Consider the following 21553-nt stretch of genomic DNA (forward strand, 5'->3'; position numbering starts at 1 on the left):
GCCCGACCATGGCCGATGACGCCAAAGCCGATGAATACCTAGACCAGCTGCGCACCGGCTTTGCCGAGCGCATCCGCGACGCGGTGCGCGACCTCCCGGCGCACCAGGCCCTGCAGTTGGCCGACGCTCTCTGCGCCGTCCAGCTCGACCTGCTGGCCGGCATGCGTGTGACCTACCGGGCCAAGCCTGCGGTGGATGCCGCCCAGGTCACGGAGGATTGGCGCCGCGGGCTCACGGTGTCCGAGATCATGCAGAAGCACGGCATCAGCCGGTCTGCCGCCTATAAGCACCATCCGAACCGTGCAGCGCGAGTGCGGAACGCCAGTTGAAAAAAGTCCACGAAAATCCCTGACTGTGGACTGGACGCTGTATAGCGTGGGCGTCCATGTCGATCACCCAGCAACGACTGGACGCCTACCTGGCAGCCGAGGCCCGAATCCTCTCGGGCGGCTTCAGCCAGCGTCACGGCGAGCGGGCCCGCCAGGAGGCGGAGCTCGCCGAGATCCGTAAGGCGATCGCGGATCTCCGGCGTGAGCTGGCCGCAGAGCAGGGCAACCTCGGCCCGGCCCGCGGCAGCCTGCGCTACCGCACGGCGGTGTTCGACCGATGAGCAAGGATCGCTCCCACTCCCTCGTCCGCATGTCCGCGCTCGACCGCGGCATCGCCGTGTTCGCCCCGCGCTATGCCGCGCGGCGCATGTTCGCCCGCTCGGTGCTGGCCTGCTACGAAGGCGGGCGCAGCACCAAGCGGCGCAAGAAGTCCACGAACAACAGCACGGGCGAGCGGCTGGTCGTCCGCGACGCCGCTACCGTCCGCGCGACGGTGCGCGACCTGGAGCGCAACTACGACCTGGTCGACGGCGCGCTGTCCTCGCTGGTCCGCAACATCATCGGCCCCAACGGCATCAGCATCGAGCCGACGCCGCGCAATGGCACCTCCGGCGAGCAGTTCGACGACATCGACGACGACTTCGCGCGGGACCTGCTGAACGAGTTCCGCGAGTGGTCGCGGGCGCCGGAAGTCACCCGCACGCTGAACTGGGTACAGGCCCAGGAACTGGCCTGCCGGTCCTGGCTGCGCGACGGCGAGATGTTCACCCAGCTGGTGGAAGGCAACGCGCAATGGATCCGCCACGCATCCGGCGTCCCGCTCTCGCTGGAACTGCTCGAGGCGGATGTCGTGCCGCTCGATCACGAGCGCACCAGCCCGAACATCCAGGCCGGCATCGAGCGCAACGAGTGGGGCCAGCCGATCGCCTACTGGTGCTACCGCCACCACCCGGGCAACAGCCTCGGCTTCATCGAGAACGACCTCAAGCGCGTGCCGGCCGAGCGGATGCTCCACGTGGCCGTGCGCCGCCGCCTGTCCGGCCTGCGCGGCATCAGCCTGTTCGCCTCGGCCATCGACCGGCTGCTGGACATCAAGGACTACGAGGAAAGCGAGCGCATCGCCGCCCGCATCGCCGCGCGGATGGCCTGGTACATCAAGCGCGACAAGGACATGGATGGCTGGACGCCGCCTGTCGACGAGGCCGGGCAGGCGGTGGAGCGCGACTTCACCCTGGAGGCGGGGGCGATCTTCACCGATACCGCGCCCGGTGAAGCGATCGAGATGATCAACGCCAACCGGCCGAACACCGCGCTGGAGCAGTTCCGGCGCGCCATGCTGCGTGCGGTCTCGCGCGCCATCGGTCTGAGCTACTCCACGCTGGCCGGCGACTACGACGGCACCTACAGCGCCCAGCGCCAGGAGCTGGTGGAGGCGTACGACGGCTACCGGATGATGACCGCCACCTTCGTGGCGCGCTTCGTTCAGCCCATCTGGGAGCGCTTCGTCCATCTCGCCATCGCGTCCGGCCGGGTCAAGGTGCCCCCGCACATCAACCCGGCCACCGTGGCCCAGGCCGTTTTCCGCGGCCCCCGCATGCCGTGGATCGACCCGAAGAAGGAGGCCGATGGCCTCCGTGCGCTGCACGAGGCGCGAGTGCAGTCGGTGACGCGCTCCATCGCCGAGCGCGGCGACCGGATGCAGGACACCTTCGAGGAGATCGCCCGCGAGCGCCGCCTGGCGGCCGAGCTGGGCTTCTCCCTCGACACCGGCAATTCCGCCGGCGCGGCCGAGCCCGCCGATCCCGAGACCACGCCCGCGAGCCAGGCCCGGCAGCGGGAAGCCCGCATGCGCCTGGTGCGCACCTCCGGAGACATCCCGTGAAGAAGACCCTCCTGGCAACCGCCGTTCTGGCCTCGCCGGCGTTCCCGCCGCAGGCCGCGCCGCGCGGGCCGCAGCGCCCGCACATCGAGCCGCTGATGCAGCTGCGCCCGGTCAGCGAGGGCGGCGACGCCTACGAGCTGCTGATCTACGGCGACATCGGCGACAGCTGGTGGGGCGAGTCGGTCACCGCGCAGTCGGTCGCACAGCAGCTCAACCAGCTGGACGCGTCGGTGGCGACCATCAACGTGCGCATCAACAGCTACGGCGGCAGCGTCGCCGATGGCCTGGCCATCTACAACGCCCTCAAGCGGCACAAGGCGACCAAGGCCGTCACCGTCGATGGCGTGGCCATGTCCAGCGCCTCGCTGATCGCCATGGCTGGCGACACCGTGACCATGCCGCCCACGTCGATCCTGATGATCCATGCCCCGTGGGGCGGCTGCTACGGCAATGCGAAGGAGATGCGCCAGTACGCCGACGTGCTGGACACCTTCAGCGAGTCCATGGCCGACGCCTACATGCGCAAGTCGGGCAAGAGCCGCGAGGACGTGCTCGCCCTGCTGCAGGACGGCGAGGACCACTACTACACCGGCGAGGAAGCCGTCGCCGAGGGCTTCGCCGATGCCGTCGGCAGTGACGACGACGACCAGGGCGAGCCGGACGAGAACGCTCGCGCCTACGCCAGCCTGCTGCTGGACCGCATCAGCGCCCGCGGCGCCCCGGCGCGCTATGCGGGCCTGGCCGTGGCCGCCGCCCTGCGCGGCGCACCGCGCAAGCCGGCTGCCGCCCAGCCTGCAGCGCCCATTGCCTCGTCGTCGCTCACCGTGACCGTGGATGCCAGTGCGGCTGCCGCTGCGCTGCGTGACGCGCTCACGCCCCCGAATCCGCCGGCCGCCACGGCCGCGAACACCCCGCCGGCGGATGCCGGTAATCCTTCCGGAGATACCCCGATGAACCTGACCGAAGAGCAGAAGAAGGCCCTGGCCCAGCGCCGTGGCGCCATCCGCGCGGCGTTCGCGCCGTTCCTGGCTCGCACCGACCTCAACGTCGAACAGCTGCGCGCGTTGCAGGACGAGTGCCTGGACAACGACGACGTGACCCCGGATGCGGCCGGCCAGCGCCTGCTGCAGTTCCTGGGCCAGCAGCAGGACGCCACTCCGACCGGCGGCCCGCGCGCCGAGCCGGGCCGCCAGGACGAGGTGGCCACCTACCGCGAGGGCGCCATCCAGGCCGTGCTGAACCGCCACGACCCGGGCAAGAACAAGCTGGACGAGAAGTCGAAGGACTTCCGCGGCATGACCCTGATGGACATGGCCCGCGACTCCGTCGAGCGCGCCGGCCGCCGCACCCGCGGCATGTCGCGCAACGAGATCGCGGTGCTGGCGCTGCAGTCCACCAGCGACTTCCCGTACATCCTCGAGAACGTCATCACCAAGGCGCTGCGCGCCGGCTACGAGCGCACCCAGCGGACCTTCGTGCCGTGGACCCGCCAGGCCACCCTGCCGGACTTCAAGGAAGTCAGTCGCGTCCAGCTATCCGGCGCGCCGAACCTGAAGCGCGTGGTCGAGGGCGGCGAGTACGAGTACGGCCAGCTGGGCGACTCGGCCGAGAAGTACCGCGTGCAGAAGTATGGCCGCATCGTCCACATCACCTGGGAAACCATCATCAACGATGACCTGGATGCGCTGACCCGCATCCCGACCCTGTTCGGCTCCAGCGCGGCCGACCTGGAATCGGACATCGTCTACGGGATCCTCAACGGCAACCCGAAGATGGCCGACAACGTCGACCTCTTCCACTCCAGCCACGGCAACCTCGCCAGCGCGGGCGTCGCGCTGATCGACGCCGTCAACCCCGACCCGAGCGTGGCCAATCCGCTGGCGGCCATGCGTGCGGCGATGCTGCTGCAGAAGGGCATCGAGGGCCGCTACATCACCGTGCGCCCGCGCTTCCTGCTGGTTCCGCCGGAGCTGGAGGAGGCCGCGCTCAAGGTCACCAACGCCGCCATCGTGGCCGCCCGTGGCAACGACGCCAATGTGCTCGGCCCCTCGCTGGTGCCGATCGTGGAGCCGCGCCTGCACGACGGCAGCGCCACCGCGTGGTACGGCGTCGCCGACCCGAACCAGGTCGACACCATCGAGTACGCCTACCTGGAAGGCAACGAGGGCGTGTTCACCGAGACCAAGGCCGGCTTCGAGGTCGATGGCCTGCAGGTGAAGTGCCGCCACGTGTTCGGCGCCAAGGCCATCGATCACCGCGGCCTCTACAAGAACCCGGGCAGCGCCTCGCCGTCTCCGTACCCGGGCACCGGCGACTAAGGCGGTCGTCACTTCCGTCGCGCTCCGCAGGGAGCGCGGCGGCTTCCTTCCTGATCGTCGGGCCTTGGGCCCCTGAGCTCTCGGAGAGCACACATGAAAAACGCGCACAGCACCGCCGCCACCATCACCGTGCCGGCCCCTTCCGGCGGCGTAGTCGCCGGCGTTCCCTTCATCCTGGGCACGATCCTGGCGATCCCGGTGACCAGCGCCGCGGAAGGAGTGCCGGTGGCCGTCCAGATCGAGGGCGCCTTCACCCTGCCGAAGCTGTCGACCGCCGTCATCGCTGCCGGCGTGAAGCTGACCTGGGACGTCTCCGCCGGCGAGGTGATCATCGCGTCCGCCGCGGGCGGCGACCTGGAGAACTTCGGCATCGCCGTCGGCGCCGCCGGCAACGGCACCACGACCGTCATCGCCAAGCTGACGCCCGGCGTCGGCAGCGTGAAGTCGGCGTAAGCCTTCCGGCCGCCGCCGCATGCAGATGCCCGGGTGGCGCATGCGGCGGCGGGCCCTTCCGTCTGACAGGGGGACCCCGTCTTGAAAGACCCGATCACCGCCGACCTGGTCGCCACCGGAGTGAAGGCCGCGCCTTCCGTCACGGTGGCCACGGCCACCGTGGCAGGTGGGATCAGCCCGAACTCCATCCTGATCTGGCTGACGATCCTGTACACCGCATTGCTGCTGTTCTCGCTGGTGGTGAAGAACTGGGGCGACTGGATGAACTGGTGGGACGCGCGCTCCGCGGATCTCCGCCGTCTGTGGGGTTGGGTCCGTCGCCGTGGCTGAGACGCCGACCAGCACGAAGGTCATCGGCGGCGGCGTGGCCGCCGTCGTCGCTGCCGGCGTCCTGGCATTGGCCGGCCCACTGATCAAGAAGTGGGAGGGCGAGCGCTTCCGGCCCTACCAGGACAGCGTCGGCGTCTGGACGGTGTGCTACGGCCACACGAAGACGGTGGACCGCAACAAGGCATACACCCGCGCGGAGTGCGATGAGCTGCTCCGGCTGGACATGGCCGAAGCGAACGGCTACGTCCGCCAGTGCATTGGTGTGCCGATGCTGCGCCAGATCGAGGTTGCGCTGACCAGCGCGGCCTTCAACCTCGGGCCGCAGGTGGTTTGCGGCTCCACCCTGCAGAAGAGGGCGAAGGCCAACGACTGGCCGGGCGCCTGCGCAGAGCTCTCCCGCTGGGACAAGGCGGGTGGGCGCCAGCTGAAGGGGCTGGTTCTGCGCCGTGACGACGAGCGCGCCCTCTGCGAAGGGCGCGCCCTGTGGAAGGGGGACCCCACCCCGTGAACCGGATCCTCGTCGCCATCGTCATCTTCGTGGCCTGGACCGCGGCCGCGTTCGCGGCTGGCTGGGCGTGGCGCGGCGATCGCGCGGAAGCGTCGGAGGCCGCCGCGCAGCGCAACGACGCCAAAGCGGAGGCACGCGCCCAGCAGGGTGCCCGCGTTGCCGAACAGGCGACGGCGGAGGCCCTCTCCGACATCGGCACCGAACTTGAAGAGGAGCGCTCCAGTGCGGAGACCTTACCTGCTGCTGTTGCTGCTGATCTGCGCGCCGGCAATCTCCGGCTGCGCCGGGAGTGGGCGGGCTGTGAAACCCAGCGCATGTCCGACGCTGCCGCCGCCGCCGTCGAACGTGATGCGCTCGCCGCAAGCCGAGAAGACCTTGCGGGCGCTCTTGTTCGAGTCGGCCGAGACGCAGACGACCAGCTCCGAGCCTGCCAGGCCGTGATCCTCGCGTACCGGGAGGGAGTGACCCCGTGAGCGACTTCGACACCCTGTTCGCCGCCGACCAGTTGCCGTCGCTGTACGCGGCCTTCGGCAAGGACGCCACCGTCAAGCGCGGCGCCGCCGCAGCGGTGCCGGTTCGCATCATCGTCGATCGCGGCCAGGAGTCCATCGGCGAGCATGGCCGCGTCTACGGCCTGATCGACACGGTGACCTTCCAGGTGGCCGAGTGGGAGCCCGTGCCCGGCGACGTGGTCAGCTGGACCGACCACCTGGGCAGCCACACCAAGACCGTCGAAGCACCGCTGTCGAACGATGGCCTGGAAGCGAAGGTAGTCGTCCATGGCTGAGGAAGCGATCGCCCAGAAGATCGTCAACCAGCTCAAGACCGAGCTGGCGCGCGTGCGGGTGGCCAACGGGTTCCACACCGACTTCGGCGCCGACGTCCGCACCGAACTGTCCGAGACCCCGATCCCGGCCGCGGCGCGCTGCACCGTGGTCCTGCTGGGCCTTCAGGCTGCCGAGGACAACGTGGTGGCGGTGGAGGGCGTAATCGAGATCGCGCTGCCGTCGGGGCAGGCCAATGCCATGGCGACGATCTACCGTGGCGCCGACGACATCGAGCGCCTGCTGGCCGAGATGGGCGCCCGGCAGCTCGCCGGCAGCGTCGCCGCGTCCGGCGCGCTGCCGCCGGCGTATCGCGCAACCTCGTTCATCCCCCGCCCGGACGGCCTGCCGTTCGTCGCGGCCGAGATCACCTTCACCACGGGGTACCGCCGGTGAGCGTCACTGCCGCCCAACTCCAGCGCCCCAAGAGCCGCGGTGGCCAGCTGCAGGGTGTCGGCTTCGACATCCATGGTTTCGACCAGGCGCGAAAGGCGCCGGCCGATCTGCTTGGCCGCCTGCCGTGGTTCCAGGAGCGCGCCGTGCAGTCGCTGTACCGGGCGCTGCCTGTGGAGGCGCGCCGCGACATCCAGGGCGAGTTCAACATCCGCGCCGGGCGCGTGCGCGAGCACATGGCCATCCGCTACCTGCGCCCCGATGGCGCCCGCCTCGGCGGCGTGCGCCTGTTCGGCCAGTGGAAGCGCGGCATCGGCCTGATGCAGTACCCCGGTACCCGGCAGACCCGCAAGGGCGTCACCTACAGCGTGTACCGCGGCGTGCGCAAGCTCGAGCAGGGCGCGTTCATTGCGCGCCTGCTCGCGGGCCGGCAGGGCGGCGTGAACCAGCACGTGGTGCACCGCTACGGCCCGAAGGTCGAGATGCAGGCCGGCCGCTACAAGGGCAAGAAGCGCCAGCGCCTGCAGGTCGAGTACCGCTCCACCGTCGCCCAGATGCTCGCCAAGGGCCGCCGGCCCGAACGGCTGGCGGACTGGGCGACCCGTTACGTCGCCAGCGAGGTCAGCCGCCAGATCGACAGCTACCTGCGCTGACCGTCCGATTCCACCCTGCCGGCGGTGCCGGCACCACCCCCGGAGAAACCACCATGAAAGACTTTTCCTTCCAGGGCCGCATCGAACTGGGCACCCGCCTGCCCGGTGGCAAGCCCGGCCCGCTGATCTGGGTGGGCGACCAGTCGTCGTGCGAGCTCACCTTCGACACGCAGACGGAGGACCGCACCGAGACCTACAGCGGCCAGCGCCTGCAGTCGGCGCAGCTGCGCACCGGCACCACCGTCGGCATCAACCTGGTCCTGCGCCACGGCACCGCGCACAACCTGAAGCTGGGCCTGTACGCCACCCAGAACGACATCTCCTCCGGCAGCGTGACCGACGAGGTGCTGCCGGACGACCTGGTGGACGGCAGTCGCGTGGTCCTGGCCAAGCCGGCCAACGTGTCCTCGCTGTCGATCAAGGACAGCGACTCGCCGGCGAACACCCTGACCGCCGGCACGCACTACCAGCTGGAGGACGCGCACAGCGGCATCATCAAGATCCTCAGCCTGGCCGGTCTGGAGCAGCCGCTGAAGGCCAGCTACTCGCACGCGGCCTACTCCAGCCTGCCGATGTTCACCAGCGCGCCGCCGGAGCGGTACCTGTACCTCAACGGCATCAACACCGTCGACGGCAGCCGCATCCGCATGCACCTGTACCGCGTGCAGTTCAACCCGGTGGCGAACCTGAGCCTGATCAACGAGAGCTTCGGCGAGCTGCCGCTGTCCGGCACCGTGCTGTTCGACTCGGAGACCGCGCTGGATCCGAACCTGGGCGGCTTCGGTCGCATCGAGATCCCGCAGGAGAACTGATGGCCACCCGCCTGCCTGACGAGGGGGCGGCCACGGCCGCGACGCCTCCGGCTACCGAGCCGGAGGCGTCCGCGGCCTCGGTGCTGTTCCCGGACGTGCCGCTGGTCGTCAACGGCCGCGAGCTGCTCGTGCGCGAGTACACCTTCGGCGAGAGCCTGGAGGTGTCGATCCTCGCCGCGCCGCTGATCGCCGACATCGCCCGCAGCATCGCCACCGGCGCGCTGCGCTACGACCGCGTGCGCCCTTTGCTGGCCAGGCACCGGGACATCGTGCTGGTGCTGGTGTCCCGGTCCGCCGGCGTCGAGCCGGAATGGATCGCCGGCCTGCCGAGGGCGCAGGGCGAACTGCTGGTCAACACCTGGTTCACGGTGAACTGCGGTTTTTTCGTCCACGAGGCCGCAACGCAGCTGCTGGACCTGCGGGCGGCCGCGACAGCGTCGACTGGCCAGACGTCCTCCTCTGCCTCGCCCGCGCCGGCCTCGGAGATCTCCAGCGGCTCCGCGGATACACCGAACGGCAGCTGATCCTGTTCTACGAACGGGAGCAGCGCCGCCAGCGCAGGGAACGCGCGGACAGGATCGAGGACGGCCTGGCGGCACGGGCAGACACCGCTGAAGGCGTCAAGGCCGTACGGAAGTTGATCAACACGCTCAGGAAGAACGGATGAACACCTCGCGCGACTTCACCATGGATTTCCGCCTGCGCACCCACTTCGCGCAGGCGCAGCGCGACGTGGCCGCAGTGCAGGCGGGGTTGGACGACCTCGCCGAATCGGCCGGCAAGGCCGCGGACGTGATGGCCGGCGTGGCACCGGCAGACGGGCTGGACGCCGCCACCGCCGCCCAGGAGAGCTACGCCGCGGCGGCGCGCGCCACCCAGCAGGCCGTCGCCGAGGAGATCGGGCTGATCTCCCAGCTGCAAGGCGTCATTGCGCGCGGTGCCGGCAGCTGGGAGGAGCTCGCCGAGTCCGAGGCCATGCTGGACAAGGCCATGGCCAAGGGCCTGATCACCATGGAGGAGTACGACGAGGCCCTGGCCGCGCTCGACAAGTCCCACGCGAAGTTGCAGAAGGCCGAGGGCGAATCCCAGAAGCAGCTGGACGGCACCCTGCAGCGCTACGACAAGACCGCCAGCACCCTGCAGCGCCTGAAGCGCGACGAGGAAGAGCTGAAGCGCGCCGTGGACGAAGGGCGCATCAGCCGTGAGCAGTACAACCGCGCCATGGCCAACATCACTGCGCAGCGGCAGAACCTTGCCGTGGCGGGGCAGATGGCGGCCAACCAGCAGCGGCTGAACCTGGCCAGCGCCGGCGTGCAGCGCAACCTCACGCAGCTGCTCACCTACACCGCCACCGGCAACTGGCAGTTGGCGGCCAACCAGATCCTGCAGCTGGGCAACCAGGCGGGCGCGGCCCGGGTGCTGCTGAGCGGGATGGGGCTGGCGGCGGGTGCGGCGGCGGGCAGCGTAGTGGCGCTCGGCGTGGCGGCCACCAAGGGCTACCTCGAGCTGCGGGCCTTGGAGACCGCCATCCTGGCCACGGGCGGTGCCTCCGGGCTCACCGCCGGGCAGGTGGCCAATATGGCGGACCAGGTGGGTGAGGCCACGGGCCGCTACGGTGACGCCGAGAAGGCCGCCGCGCTGCTGGTCAAGTCCGGCGCTGCAAGCGCTGGCACGCTGGAGGACATGGTCACTGCGGCGGTCAACCTCTCCCGCCTCACCGGCGAGAGCATCGAGGAAACCACGCGCAAGGTGGCGCGCCTGGCGAAGGAGCCGACCGAGGGCGTGCGCGACCTGGACCGGCAACTCAACTACCTCACGGCCACCACCTACGGGCAGATCCGTGCGCTGGAGGAGCAGGGCCGCCAGCAGGAGGCCGTGCGCCTGGCGCTTGGCGAGACGGCGGACATGTCCCGCACGCGTGTGGCGCAAATGGTGGAGCAGGCGGGCGCACTCGAGCGCGCGTGGGACAGCGTGCGCAGCTCCGTCGCGGGCGTGTGGAACCAGATGAAGAACGTCCTGCGCACTGACATCGACCACCAGATCGAGACGCTCAAATCTGACATCGAGTTCTTCCGCCAGATGCAGACCGGCTGGGGTATCCGCGGTGACCGCGAGCGAGGCCGGAAGGGCGAGGCGGTGGCGCGGGCACGGCTGGCCGAACTCTTGGCCCAGAAGGCCAGAGGAGAGGCCGATGCGGAGGAGGAGCGAGAGCAGCGCAAAACGGCAGAGGAGGCAAAGGCAGCAATGGAGCGCGTGGATGCGCTTGTTGCGAGCCTCGACAAAGAAGCGGCGAAGCGGCGCGAGATCAATGAGGTCTTGGCGCTCTATAACAAGCTGGAGCGCGAGGGCGCCCGAACCGGCAACTACGACAGCCGCCTCTTCGACGGCTCGCAGGAAAAGCTGCTGGCCGCGATCGAAGAGAAGTACAAGCCGCGCAGCACACCCAAGGGGCCCCGCGGTGACGACCCCGACAAGGCCGCCGCGCGGGAGGTGGCCAACCTGCAGCGCCAGATCGCGATGCTGGCGGAACTGGAGGATGGGCAGACGCGTGTGAGCGAGGCGGCGCGGATCCGCTATGAAATCGAGGAGGGCATATTCAAGCAGGCCAGTCCGGCCCTGAAGCAACTGCTGATCGACTACTCGCAGCTGTACGACAGCGAGCAGCGCATCATCGAGGCCAACAAGCAGATGGTGCAGGTGCACCTGGAGCTGGCGCGCCTGCGCGGTGAGCCGGTGCCGCCGGAGCTGGACGAGTCCACCCGACAGCTCACCCGCCTGCGGGAGGAGCTTGAGCGCATCGGCCGCACCGGCGACGCGGCCGACATCACCCGCCTGCTCAACCTGCGCACCGCCGACGCCGAGCTGACCCGGCTCACCGGCGAGCTCGATCGCGCCCAGCGCCAGTTCAGCGCCGCCGAGCAGCGCGTGCACATCGAGCAGCAGGCGGGGCTGATCAGCACCATCACCGCCCAGCAGAAGCTGCTGGAGCTTCGGCAGCGCGAGATCGCCGAACTGCAGCGTGTGCTGCCGCTGATGCGCGAGCAGGCGCAGCTGCTGGGCAGCCCAGAGGCCCTGGCTCGCTTGGCGGAGATGGAGAACCGGCTGTTCGAGCTCCAGCACCAGGCAGGGTTGCTGGCCACCACGTTCCGGCAGGGGCTGGAGTCGGGCATCGGTGGTGCCTTGGAGAAGATCCGCACCGAAAGCCTGAGCCTGGGCGATGCCATCAAGGAGATCGTCGGCGGCATCGCCGATGCGCTAGGCCAGCTGGCCTCGCAGCAGCTGGCGTCCGCGGCCACCGCGCAGCTCATGAAGCTGGCCGGCAAGGCCGGCGGCCTCGACGTCGGGCAGCCGGATCCGGCGGAGGCTGCAGCCGCCGGCGTCGCGTATGCGGCCCCGATCCAGGGAGCGAGCGCAGCCTTGGCCGGCGCGTCTGCCACGCTCGGCACGGCGGGGGCCGGCCTGACCTCGGGTGCAGCGGCGATCACCGTGGCGGCTGCGCAGCTGATGGCCGCGGCGCAAGCCTTGACCGTGGCCAACAGCATCGGCGCGGCCACGGGCTTCGCCGACGGCGGTTACACCGGCCCCGGCGGCAAGTACGCCGTCGCCGGCGTCGTCCACCGCGGCGAATACGTGATGCCGCAGGAAACCGTGCGGCACTACGGCCTGGCCGCGATGCAGGCGCTCCACGCGCGCCAGGTGGCACTGGACGGCCTTCGCGCGCCGAACGTGCGCACGGCGCCGGCGCCGCGCTTCAGCTTCGCCGACGGCGGGCTGGTCTCCGGCCCGCCACTTGGCGACGTCAAGGTCGCCGTGATGAACCTGCTGTCCGGCGACATGTTGGCCCAGGCGCTGGCCAACAGCCACGAGTTCCGTCGCGTGGTGGTCAACACCGTGGTGGAGGAGGGCGGTGCCGTCCAGGCGGGGTGGCAGCAGTGAGTTTCGCGTCCGGATCCCCGGTGGTCTGGCCAGTCCCGCCGGACTGGCGCAACCCGGTGCGCGAGCCGCTGGCGTGGCTCACCGACGTGCTGCAGGCGCCGGCGACCGGCGTCACCCAGCACCGCAGCCTGCGCCAGGCGCCGCGCCGCACGTTCACCTTCGACGTGGTGGCCGCCGGCCAGGAGCGCCGCGTGGCCGACGCGCTGATCGCCGATCGCGGCGGCCGCAGCGACTGGGCCCTGCCCATCTGGCCGGACGTGCAGTACCTCGCCGCGCCCCTGTCCTCCGGCGCCACCACCATCCCCTGCGACCCGGCCTACCGCGACTTCGTCGGCGGCGGCCGCGCCCTGCTGTGGCGCAGCCTGCGCCAGTGGGAGCTGGTGACCATCGACGAGGTGGGCGAAGACGGCCTGGAGCTGGCCAGCGCCACCACGCAGGCCTGGCCGGCGGGCACCCGCCTGTACCCGGTGCGCCGCGCCCGGCTGGCGGACGGCCCGGAGGAAACCCTCTGGACCGACCTTTCCGGCCGCCGCACCCTCACGTTCCTGGTGCAGGAAGCCTGCGACTGGCCGGCGCAGCTGCCGGCGACGGAGTACCTCGGCCACCCGGTGCTGGAGCACGTGTCCGACGCCGGCGAGAACGGCAGCCTCAGCTACGCCCGCATCCTCACCGACGAGGACAACGACGTGGGCCTGCCGGCCACATTCGACCTGGCCGGCCGCGCGTTCCGCGCCCAGTCGCACCGGTGGCGCCTGTGGGGCGCCGCCGAGCGCGGCGCCTTCCGCTCCTTGCTGTACGGCCTGCGCGGCCGCCAGGTGCCGCTGTGGGTGCCCAGCGGCCTGCAGGACCTGAAGGCCACCGCCTCGATCGGATCCTCCAGCACCTCGCTGATGGTGGAGTGGGCGGGCTACACGTTGTACGGCCGCCAGCAGCCCAACCGGCGCGACGTGCGCATCGTCCTGCACGACGGCACCGCCTTCATCCGGCGCATCACTGGCAGCGCCGAGAGCGGCGCCAACGAGGTCCTGCAGCTGTCCAGCGCGCTGGGCCAGACAGTGGCGCCCGGCGCTATCCGCCGCATCGAGTTCCTCACGCTCTGCACGCTGGCCAGCGACGAGGTGGTGATCGAGCACCACGCCGACCTGGCCGGCGCCGCCAGGGCCAGCACGCCATTCACTGCGGTCGTCCCCGATGTTTAAGCTCCGCGAACTGTCCCGCTTCCTTGGCCGGCCGGTGCAGCTGGTCACGTTCGCCCGGCAGGGCGTCGCCTGGCGCTACTGCACCGCCGACCGCGACATCACCGTCGGCGGGCACACCTACCTGTCCGCCCGCGGCATGACGGTGAGCGAGATCCGCGACACCGCCGAGCGCGCCAAGAACAACGTCACCATCACTGTGCCCTACCTGGTGGACCCGTCCGCGCCGGACATGCCGGTCACGCAGCCGCTGGGCGACAACTGGCGGCCGTACGTGCCGTCCGACGAAGTGCGGGTGGTGATCATGAGCATGCACCACGACGACCCCGATGCCGAGGTCCAGACCAACTGGCACGGCCACGTAGCCCAGCCGAAGTTCCGGGATGCGACGCTGGATCTGGTATGCGCTCCCGGCCGTATGGCGCGCGGTGGCTGGCTGGGTCGTGCGCCGCGCTGGAGCCGCGCCTGCGAGGTGCCGGTGTACTCGCAGGGCGAGGGCATGTGCAACCTGGACCCGGGTGCATGGGCGGTGCCTGCCACGCTCACCGGCGTCAGCGGCCTCACCGTCACCGCACCGGAGTTCGTTCGCACTGATGGCATCGCGTGGCCGGGCGGCTACGTCGAATGGACGCGAGACGACGGCATCGTCGAGATGCGCACCATCAAGGCGGCCTCCGGGCAGGCCATCACCTTGGATTACGGCGCCGCCGATCTGGAACCGGGGCTGGAGGTGATCGCGCGCCCGGGGTGCCCGCACAACTGGGCCGGCTGCTCGGCCCGCAGCAACACCGACAACTACGGCGGCTGCATGACGATGCCAGGCAAGTCGCCATTCAATGGATTCCGCGCCGTATGACCATTCCTCCCCGCACCGGGCTGCGTCGCCTCTGGTATGTCGCCTCCTGGCGCGTGCGCTACTGGTGGCTGGACACCCGTGCCGGCCTGGTGGCTCAGCTGCTGGTGTCGCTGGCGTTCGTGGTGGTGGGGTGCTGGTCGGCGTGGCGCGGGTACACCACCGTCGTCGATTTCCGCGGGGGCGAGATCCCGACAAACCACGCGATCGCCAACTGGGTGGTCTACGCGATCATGTTCGTCGTCTCGATCATCGTCAGCCTCGCCCTGGCGCCGAGCATCAAGGGATCCCCGGCACAGAAGGTGCAGGTGCCTGTGGTGGAAGACGGCGCGGTCATCCGCCGCATCTACGGCCCGGTCTGGATCAAGGACCCGGTCATGCTGGCGTTCAAGCCCACCGGCACCGTGGCCATCCGCAAGAAGGCTGGCAAGAGCTGGAAGCTCAAGACCAAGTGGCAGACGGTCGGCTACCACTACGAATACATTTTCCAGTTCGGCCTGTGCCGCGGCATGCTGGATTCGGTGCTGGCCATCCGCGCCGGCGACAAGGAGGTCTGGTCGGGCCAGCTCACCAGCAGCGGCATCGTCAGCGTCAACAAGCCCAACCTGTGGGGCGGGGAGGACGCCGAGGGCGGCATCGTCGGCGACTTCGAGTTCGCATTCGGCAACCCCGACCAGCCCCCCAGCAGCTATCTGGCGTCGAACGTCGCCCCGCAGCAGAGCGCCTACCGTTGGCGGCCCTACGCCACCTTTCGCGGTGGCCGCTGGGGCAACAGCCCGTACCCCAAGCCGCCGGCGTTTCTGGTCAGCAGGATTCTCAACGGCTGGGACGGTGGGGAGTGCTGGTACCCGGAGCGAGCCCAGGTGCCGGTCTACTCCATGACCTCCACGCGGCCCACGTCGATCTATATCACCATGGACCGCAGCGGATCCATGGCGGGCAGCCGCATGACGATCCTCAAGGCCGCCATGCAGACGGTCATCGACCGGCTGGAGGTCTGGAAGGAGGAGACGCGCCAGGACCTGGACGTGATGCTGGTGTCCTTCGCGTCCGACAGCCAGTCGATCACCCGGCGTGGCATCAACGGCGCCGGCTTTGGCGACCTGCGGGCCTTCGTCGATGGCATGGTGGCCAGCGGCGGCACAAGCGCCACGGCTGCTTATGCCGGCGCGCCGGGCTTCTTCTCGCCGACGCCCCCGCGCAACAACGTGGTGGTCGCGGTGTCCGATGGCGCCATGGACGGTGTGGCTGCGGCGGTGTCGGCGATGGCCGACCTACTGGATCGCGACGCCGCGCCCTACTGCACCGCCGACAATAACGCCGTGGCCATGTACGGCGTCGGCATAACCACCGCTGGCAGCCTGGCCAGCTTCAGCAACATGGGCCCGCCCACCGTCATTGACGGCAGCAGCGCCGACGAGCTGGCGGAGCTGATCCTCTCCGCGCTGCTCAAGGTGACCGGTTTCGGCGGCATGAACGTCGCCCATGTCCTCTACGACAGCCTCACCGCCCGCGAGATGGATGGAGAGTCCCGGGCTCTGATCAACGAGCCGAGCTGGCGTGCCGCGGCGGACCGGTTGTACAACGAATCGTTCGGCATTGGCACCGAGTTCATCGCGGGCCAGGAAACCATCGAGCAATTCCAGCAGCGCCTTTGTGACCTGGCCGGCGCCCGCATGTCGGTGGACCCGACCACGGGCGAGTGGCATCTGGACCTGATCCGATCGGACGTGCCCGGCGACCTTCTCGTCATCACCGACGACGACGTTCTCGAGTTCGAGGAGCAGCCCTCGGTGCTGGATGAGGCGGTCAACCAGGTCACGGCTCGCTGGACGGACATGCTCAACGACGAGGTGCGGGCCACCGCGCCTGTGCAGGCGCTGGGCGCGATCCAGGCCTTCGGGGCGGTCAACGCCGAGGTGTTGGAGTGCCCCGAGGTACTCGCGGAGTCGTTGGCCCTGCGACTGGCTGCCCGCAACCTGGACGCCCGCGCCACGCCGCTCAAGCGCTACGCGCTCAAGGTCACCCGCGTGGCTTATCGCGCCCGCCCCGGCCAGAAGGCGCGCCTGCAGCTGCCCAAGCGCGGCATTGCCGACATGGTGGTTGTGCTGGGCGATATCAGCCGCGGGACCCTGCGCTCGGGCGGCATCGCGCTGACCGCCGTGCAGGACGTGGCCTCGATGCCAGCCTCCACCTACATTGTGGAGGAGCCTGGTGTGGCTCCGCCCGCGGCTGAAGTGGCGGGCCCTGCGCCCGCGCAGCTGGCCATGGAGCTGCCGTATCGCGAGCTGGTGCAGCTGCTGAGTGACGCGGACCTGCAGGCGCTGCCCGTGGGTGCCGGCTATGCCGCTCTCCTTGCGGCCGCCCCGGTCGGCGCCATGGATTTTCTGCTCTACACGCGAACTGCGCCCGATGACTTTGAGGAGGCAGCGGTTGGCGCGTGGTGCCCGCACGCAACCGTTGTCGAGGCCAGCACCTCGACTGACCCGGATGGCGGGCTCCTACGGCAGGCCTTCACGCTGGTGGACGGCTCTGGTGTCTCCGCCGTGGTGCCGGGGACTGCCGCGCTTTGGGGCAACGAGGTCGTGCGTGTCGATGCCATCGATGTGGCGGGCGGGACTGTCTTGCTGGCACGCGGGTGCCTGGACACGGTGCCCCAGCCCCACGCCGCTGGCCAGCGGATCTGGTTCTACGATGCCGACCTCGCAGTGGATCCGGCCGAGCGCCCCTCGGGCGCCAGCGTGGAGATGCGCGCGCTTACCCGCGCCTCCAGCGACCTTCTGCCGCTCGCCTCGGCGCCGACCAGCACCGTAGCCATCGTCGGTCGCGCAGCGTTGCCGTACCCCATGGGGAGACTGCGCATCAACGGAGACTTCATGCCCGCGGCCGCTACCGGTGCGATGACGGTGACGTGGGCGTCGCGGGACCGGGTTGCCCAAGCCGACGCCCTCGTCGACCACGAGGCCGCCGGTATCCCGCCCTCTGCTGACACACGCTGGGGCCTCCGCGTGCGTGCGGGCGACACCACCCTCGTTGAGCGCGCTGACATCGCCGGCGGCACCGCGACTATTGACCTAGATTTCAACGGAGACATCGTGATCGAAGCATGGGCGATCAACGACGCTGGCCCGAGCTGGCAGCGCCATGTGTGGCCACTCGCCTATACGGCAGACGCCGCCACCGGTAACACGATCGCCGCGCCAACCTGGACGCCGGTGCAGGTGATCATCGATGGCGGGGAGGTGCTGCCGTGACGGACGAGGTGATTCCCTACCGCTTCCGGGTGCGAGGCGGCACCGCCGCAAACCTCGCGGCGGTCAATGAGGTGCCGCTGGCACGCGAGCTCATTGTCGAGACCGACACGGGGAAGATGAAGCTCGGAGACGGCATGGCCAGCTATCTCCAGCTCCCTTACATCGGCGCCGCCGGAGGTGGCGCAATCTGGCGAAGCGGGTCGGGCACGCCCCCGGATGCGCTGGGCAATGATGGCGATTTCTACCTGGATGCCGATTCTGGCGACGTCTATGAGCGTGCCGATGGCACGTACGGGGTGGTGGCCAACATCAACGGGCCGCCCGGCCCACCTGGAAACCTCGGGCCTCCGGGGCCGCCGGGCCCAGCCAGTAGCGCGTACTTCGGCGCCACCTTCGATGGCGGCAACGTGGAGATCGCGCCAGGTTCCTTCTGCGATGTGCGCGTTCCGTACGGCTGCCGGCTGACGCGGGTGTCTGTGGTGGCGGATCGGATCGGCAGGCTGGTAGTCGGTGTGTGGTCGGTTCCGTGGGCGCAGTTCCCGGCGACGCCGGCTGACAGCATCACCGGCGCGTCGCCGCCCTCGCTGTTCACGCAGATCAAGTACGAGAGCACCGACTTCAGCGACTGGCGGGATGAAATCGAATCAGGAGAGGTCATTCGCTTCTACGTGAGCGAGTGTGAAGAAATCAGGAGGGCAACAATTTTGCTAGAAGGAATCCGCGAATGAAGAAGATGATCGAGATCAGCAACAACGTCGGCACCGAGGCCAACTGGCGCAACTTCATGCGTCAGTTCCTCGACCTGATGCTGTTCGTGGGGTTGGTGCAGACCGACGACCCGGGGCAGGCGGACCCGGAAACGCACCCGTGGGGCACCCAAGCCACGTTTATCTTCCGCATGAACGATGCGATGCAGGCGGTCGCGCCGATTTTCATCCGCTTCCGTTTTGCGGATGTATCCACCTCCGGCACGAGCACTAATAAAGCCGGGTGCACAGTGACGGTGGCGTCCGAGATTAACGCGGGCGTTATGTCAGGGGTCATATACAGCGGCCCGGCCGCTAACTCCACTTTCACCTCTGGCACCGCTCTGGGCGTTCTGGGCGCCTGCGCTACTGACGGGTTCTTCGGCGTCTTCGGAAACTACGGTGGCAACAACGGTCCTTCCGTCGCAGTGTGCCGGACGTGCAGCGCTGATGGAGTTGCCGACGCTTACGGCGTTACCGTTCTGACCACCACTACCGGATCAGCGACTTCGACCGTTTCTTCATCCTCGTCGGTGGCCAACATGCGATTCTCTTTGCCGCGAGTGCAGGCCGTGAGCACCGACTTCGACTTCGAGGCGTGTCTGCTTAAGCCGTACGGAGTGGGTACATCCATCGGAGGAGAACTGCCGGCGTACCTGGCATGGCACGCGCTCCCGGAAATCATGCCGATGCACGGTATTTGCGGCGTGCTGTCTAACGTCATGGGTCGGTTTGACACGTTCAACGTGGCGCTCGTGGGGAACGCGCCTCGCACCTACATCGCCTTGCCGCCCTTAACGTACGACCGATTCACCAGCGGCATTGCGTCGTCCACAACGCGAGCATTCCTCGCGATGCTGTGGGAGTGACCGATGGCCCTCGTCGTCGTTGTCCGAAACCCGTCCGCGTCCGCAGTCAGAAGGTACGCAGCCACGATCCCGCGGCAGTATCACAACCAAGGCATGCCCTACCTGGCGAAGTTCGTCACCGCGAGCGCGTTTCCGGGTTTGGGCACCCGGGCCTACGGGTTCTTATCCGGATAGGCGTGGCTAGCTGCCTCGCCCACCTGAGCCCCCTCGCAATATCGTTAAGACCACCCCCAGAACAGGACGGTGGAGCGACGCCGGCAAGCGCCGCTCCACCGCCGCAACACAGGTGAACTCACCACCTGGCATTGGCCGAGGCCCTGTCACCCCCGCGGGGGGCGGGCAGTCTCGGCCCCGACTATCGCAAATGGTGAGACATGCCTAATCCAATCATTCCCTGGCCCGGCGGCAAGCGCCGGCTCCTGAAGCACCTGTACCCACACTTCCCCGCGCACGAGTGCTACGTCGAGGCGTTCGCTGGTGGGGCGGCAGCCTTGCTGCTGAGGCCACAGCCGGCGCCGGTGGAGGTCCTGAACGACCTCAATGGCGACCTCGTGCGGCTTTACCGGTGTGTGCGCCATCACCTGGACGAGTTCGTCCGGCAGTTCCGCTGGGCGCTGGTCTCGCGCCAGATGTTCGAGTGGGCCCAAATGGAACACCCCGAGACGCTGACCGACATCCAGCGGGCGGCGCGCTTCTACTACCTGCAGAAGCTGGCGTTCGGCGGCAAGGTTCAGGGCCAGAGCTTTGGCTACGTGGCCAGCGGCAGCGGTCCGCGCCTCAACCTGCTGCGCATCGAGGAAGAGCTGAGCGCGGCCCACATCCGCCTGGCCAACGTCATCGTCGAGCACCTGCCGTGGCACGACTGCCTGCAGCGCTACGACCGGCCGGGGACGCTCCACTACCTGGATCCGCCGTACTGGCAGACCGAGGGATATGGCATCGAGTTTCCCTTCGCCGAGTACGAACGCATGGCCGAGTTGATGCGGTCTGCGCAGGGCAAGGTGGTCCTGTCCATCAACGACCACCCCGATATACGGCGGGTGTTCGAGGGGTTCACCCTGATCCCGCTCCAGATCCGCTACACGATCGCGCGCGAGGGCCGGGAGCCGGCTGGGGAGCTGATCATCAAGAACTGGGACGACAGCCAGGCCCAGCTGCTGTGAGCAACGCCGTGTAGGAATTTTCGGACCCGTCGCAACGCTTTCCGCTGATACCGATTGCGCGACCCGTTCGCCACAATCCCTCCTCGCCGGCCAACGCCCGGGACCCGCAGCAGCGGGACATCCACCCGGTGCGGCCCCGTTCCAGGGATGGGCGGGGAGGCTGGTCTCGGCTCCTGCGACGCATGCCGCAGAGAATCGACCTGCGGCGCTCCCACCCCCGGGTGGCGCCGCGCCGGCCGCGCCACTCCCCATGGCACGCGAGACGCCCGCAAGGCACGTCGTGATCCGGCGTCTCAGTGCGTTCTGAGATTCGCCGCCTTGACATACAACTTTTGGTTCCACTGTCGTTACGCAAATTGAATAACAGTCGGGTTAATATTTCGCCATGGGAGCTGGGGAAGCTTCCTGGTCGCAGCAAGTGCTGCGGGTGTCCAAGGCCGAAAGGCGTTAGCGAGGAGGTTGGACATGAAGGACGTTATTGGGGGCTTCTAAGTCATAAGAGCTACCCGCCTCGTTGGCGGGTAGCTTTTTTTTTGCTTGAGGGGAAGCAATGGATACGTTCTGGGTAGGTGTCTCGAACACTTTGGTGGTGGCTGTCGGCGTGATCATCGCCGGCGCCGCTATCATCCATTCCGGCCGCGTAGCCAGGAAGCGTGAAAGCGCGGCCTTGCTGTTTCAGTCACGAGGCGACGATGTGCTGCAACGGGGTCACGCTGTGATCCGCGAGCGATTTAACGCCCACGACAAGAACATCCAGTCCCTTGCGGATCAATTCGAAAGCGAGGACGCACGCGCAGTCCGCTATGTGCTCAATCACTTCGAAACCATGAGTGTTGGCATACAAGCCGGCATCTATGACGAGCACATGCTCAAGAAGTGTTGGTGCACGATGGTCGTGGGGACCTACGATGAGACGGCCGCTCTCATAACGGCCATCAGAAAAAAGAGAAGCCAGCCTACCGTCTATCAAGAGTTCGAATGGCTTGCGACTCGGTGGCGAAAGAACGGGATCAAGGTCCGGCCCAACTGAGTTC

General features: G+C 68.6%; 21 protein-coding genes. All 21 read left to right on the forward strand.

The window, feature by feature from the left end; all coding sequences use genetic code 11:
* Window positions 1-8: 8 nt before the first annotated feature.
* The 21 genes from EIM47_RS11845 to EIM47_RS11945 all read left to right on the forward strand — a co-directional run bounded on the left by EIM47_RS11845 (window position 9) and on the right by EIM47_RS11945 (window position 21549).
* Window positions 9-329 (forward strand): hypothetical protein, encoded by a 321-nt coding sequence (locus EIM47_RS11845; RefSeq protein ID WP_125077011.1) that lies wholly within the window; start codon window positions 9-11, stop codon window positions 327-329.
* A 56-nt stretch (window positions 330-385) separates the two neighbouring features.
* The gene (locus tag EIM47_RS11850) at window positions 386-610 is read left to right on the forward strand and encodes a hypothetical protein (protein ID WP_125077012.1); all 225 of its coding nucleotides are present in this window, start codon (window positions 386-388) and stop codon (window positions 608-610) included.
* A gap of 29 nt (window positions 611-639) precedes the next feature.
* On the forward strand, window positions 640-2211 hold the full coding sequence (locus EIM47_RS11855) for a phage portal protein (RefSeq protein WP_164514602.1): 1572 nt from the start codon (window positions 640-642) through the stop codon (window positions 2209-2211).
* Complete coding sequence (locus tag EIM47_RS11860) at window positions 2208-4529, forward strand: ClpP-like prohead protease/major capsid protein fusion protein (RefSeq protein WP_125077014.1); 2322 nt, start codon at window positions 2208-2210, stop codon at window positions 4527-4529. The genes EIM47_RS11855 and EIM47_RS11860 overlap by 4 nt, the downstream gene beginning before the upstream one ends.
* Before the next feature lie 93 nt (window positions 4530-4622).
* Window positions 4623-4982 (forward strand): DUF2190 family protein, encoded by a 360-nt coding sequence (locus tag EIM47_RS11865; protein WP_125077015.1) that lies wholly within the window; start codon window positions 4623-4625, stop codon window positions 4980-4982.
* A gap of 81 nt (window positions 4983-5063) precedes the next feature.
* Entirely contained in the window at window positions 5064-5312 is a 249-nt protein-coding gene (locus EIM47_RS11870; protein WP_125077016.1) for a hypothetical protein, read from the forward strand.
* Window positions 5305-5820 carry a lysozyme gene (locus EIM47_RS11875; RefSeq protein WP_240626226.1) on the forward strand — a complete coding sequence of 172 codons (516 nt, stop codon included), beginning with the start codon at window positions 5305-5307 and terminating at the stop codon, window positions 5818-5820. The genes EIM47_RS11870 and EIM47_RS11875 overlap by 8 nt, the downstream gene beginning before the upstream one ends.
* Entirely contained in the window at window positions 5817-6293 is a 477-nt protein-coding gene (locus tag EIM47_RS11880) for a hypothetical protein (protein ID WP_125077018.1), read from the forward strand. Before EIM47_RS11875 ends, EIM47_RS11880 begins: the two co-directional genes overlap by 4 nt.
* A complete protein-coding gene (locus EIM47_RS11885) occupies window positions 6290-6607 on the forward strand; it encodes a hypothetical protein (RefSeq protein ID WP_125077019.1) in 318 nt (105 codons plus the stop codon). The genes EIM47_RS11880 and EIM47_RS11885 overlap by 4 nt, the downstream gene beginning before the upstream one ends.
* Entirely contained in the window at window positions 6600-7040 is a 441-nt protein-coding gene (locus EIM47_RS11890; RefSeq protein ID WP_019397272.1) for a hypothetical protein, read from the forward strand. The genes EIM47_RS11885 and EIM47_RS11890 overlap by 8 nt, the downstream gene beginning before the upstream one ends.
* On the forward strand, window positions 7037-7690 hold the full coding sequence (locus tag EIM47_RS11895; protein WP_125077020.1) for a hypothetical protein: 654 nt from the start codon (window positions 7037-7039) through the stop codon (window positions 7688-7690). The genes EIM47_RS11890 and EIM47_RS11895 overlap by 4 nt, the downstream gene beginning before the upstream one ends.
* A 53-nt stretch (window positions 7691-7743) precedes the next feature.
* Window positions 7744-8502, forward strand: coding sequence for a hypothetical protein (locus EIM47_RS11900; protein ID WP_125077021.1), 759 nt, complete (start codon window positions 7744-7746; stop codon window positions 8500-8502).
* Entirely contained in the window at window positions 8502-9026 is a 525-nt protein-coding gene (locus EIM47_RS11905; RefSeq protein ID WP_125077022.1) for a DUF6631 family protein, read from the forward strand. Before EIM47_RS11900 ends, EIM47_RS11905 begins: the two co-directional genes overlap by 1 nt.
* A 139-nt stretch (window positions 9027-9165) precedes the next feature.
* Entirely contained in the window at window positions 9166-12438 is a 3273-nt protein-coding gene (locus EIM47_RS11910) for a phage tail length tape measure family protein (protein ID WP_125077023.1), read from the forward strand.
* A gap of 20 nt (window positions 12439-12458) precedes the next feature.
* Window positions 12459-13637, forward strand: coding sequence for a hypothetical protein (locus EIM47_RS11915; protein WP_125077024.1), 1179 nt, complete (start codon window positions 12459-12461; stop codon window positions 13635-13637).
* Window positions 13630-14490: a phage BR0599 family protein gene (locus tag EIM47_RS11920; protein WP_125077025.1), complete on the forward strand. Its 861-nt coding sequence runs from the start codon at window positions 13630-13632 to the stop codon at window positions 14488-14490. The genes EIM47_RS11915 and EIM47_RS11920 overlap by 8 nt, the downstream gene beginning before the upstream one ends.
* Window positions 14487-17741, forward strand: coding sequence for a VWA domain-containing protein (locus tag EIM47_RS11925; protein ID WP_125077026.1), 3255 nt, complete (start codon window positions 14487-14489; stop codon window positions 17739-17741). Before EIM47_RS11920 ends, EIM47_RS11925 begins: the two co-directional genes overlap by 4 nt.
* On the forward strand, window positions 17738-18469 hold the full coding sequence (locus EIM47_RS15695) for a hypothetical protein (RefSeq protein WP_205948719.1): 732 nt from the start codon (window positions 17738-17740) through the stop codon (window positions 18467-18469). Before EIM47_RS11925 ends, EIM47_RS15695 begins: the two co-directional genes overlap by 4 nt.
* Window positions 18466-19356 (forward strand): hypothetical protein, encoded by an 891-nt coding sequence (locus tag EIM47_RS11935; protein ID WP_125077027.1) that lies wholly within the window; start codon window positions 18466-18468, stop codon window positions 19354-19356. Before EIM47_RS15695 ends, EIM47_RS11935 begins: the two co-directional genes overlap by 4 nt.
* Before the next feature lie 374 nt (window positions 19357-19730).
* On the forward strand, window positions 19731-20519 hold the full coding sequence (locus EIM47_RS11940) for a DNA adenine methylase (RefSeq protein ID WP_125077028.1): 789 nt from the start codon (window positions 19731-19733) through the stop codon (window positions 20517-20519).
* Between the two features lie 550 nt (window positions 20520-21069).
* Window positions 21070-21549, forward strand: a complete 480-nt coding sequence (locus EIM47_RS11945; protein ID WP_125077029.1) for a DUF4760 domain-containing protein — start codon at window positions 21070-21072, stop codon at window positions 21547-21549.
* Window positions 21550-21553: the final 4 nt, after the last annotated feature.

The organism is Pseudoxanthomonas sp. SGT-18, assembly GCF_003931645.1.
GTDB lineage: Bacteria > Pseudomonadota > Gammaproteobacteria > Xanthomonadales > Xanthomonadaceae > Pseudoxanthomonas.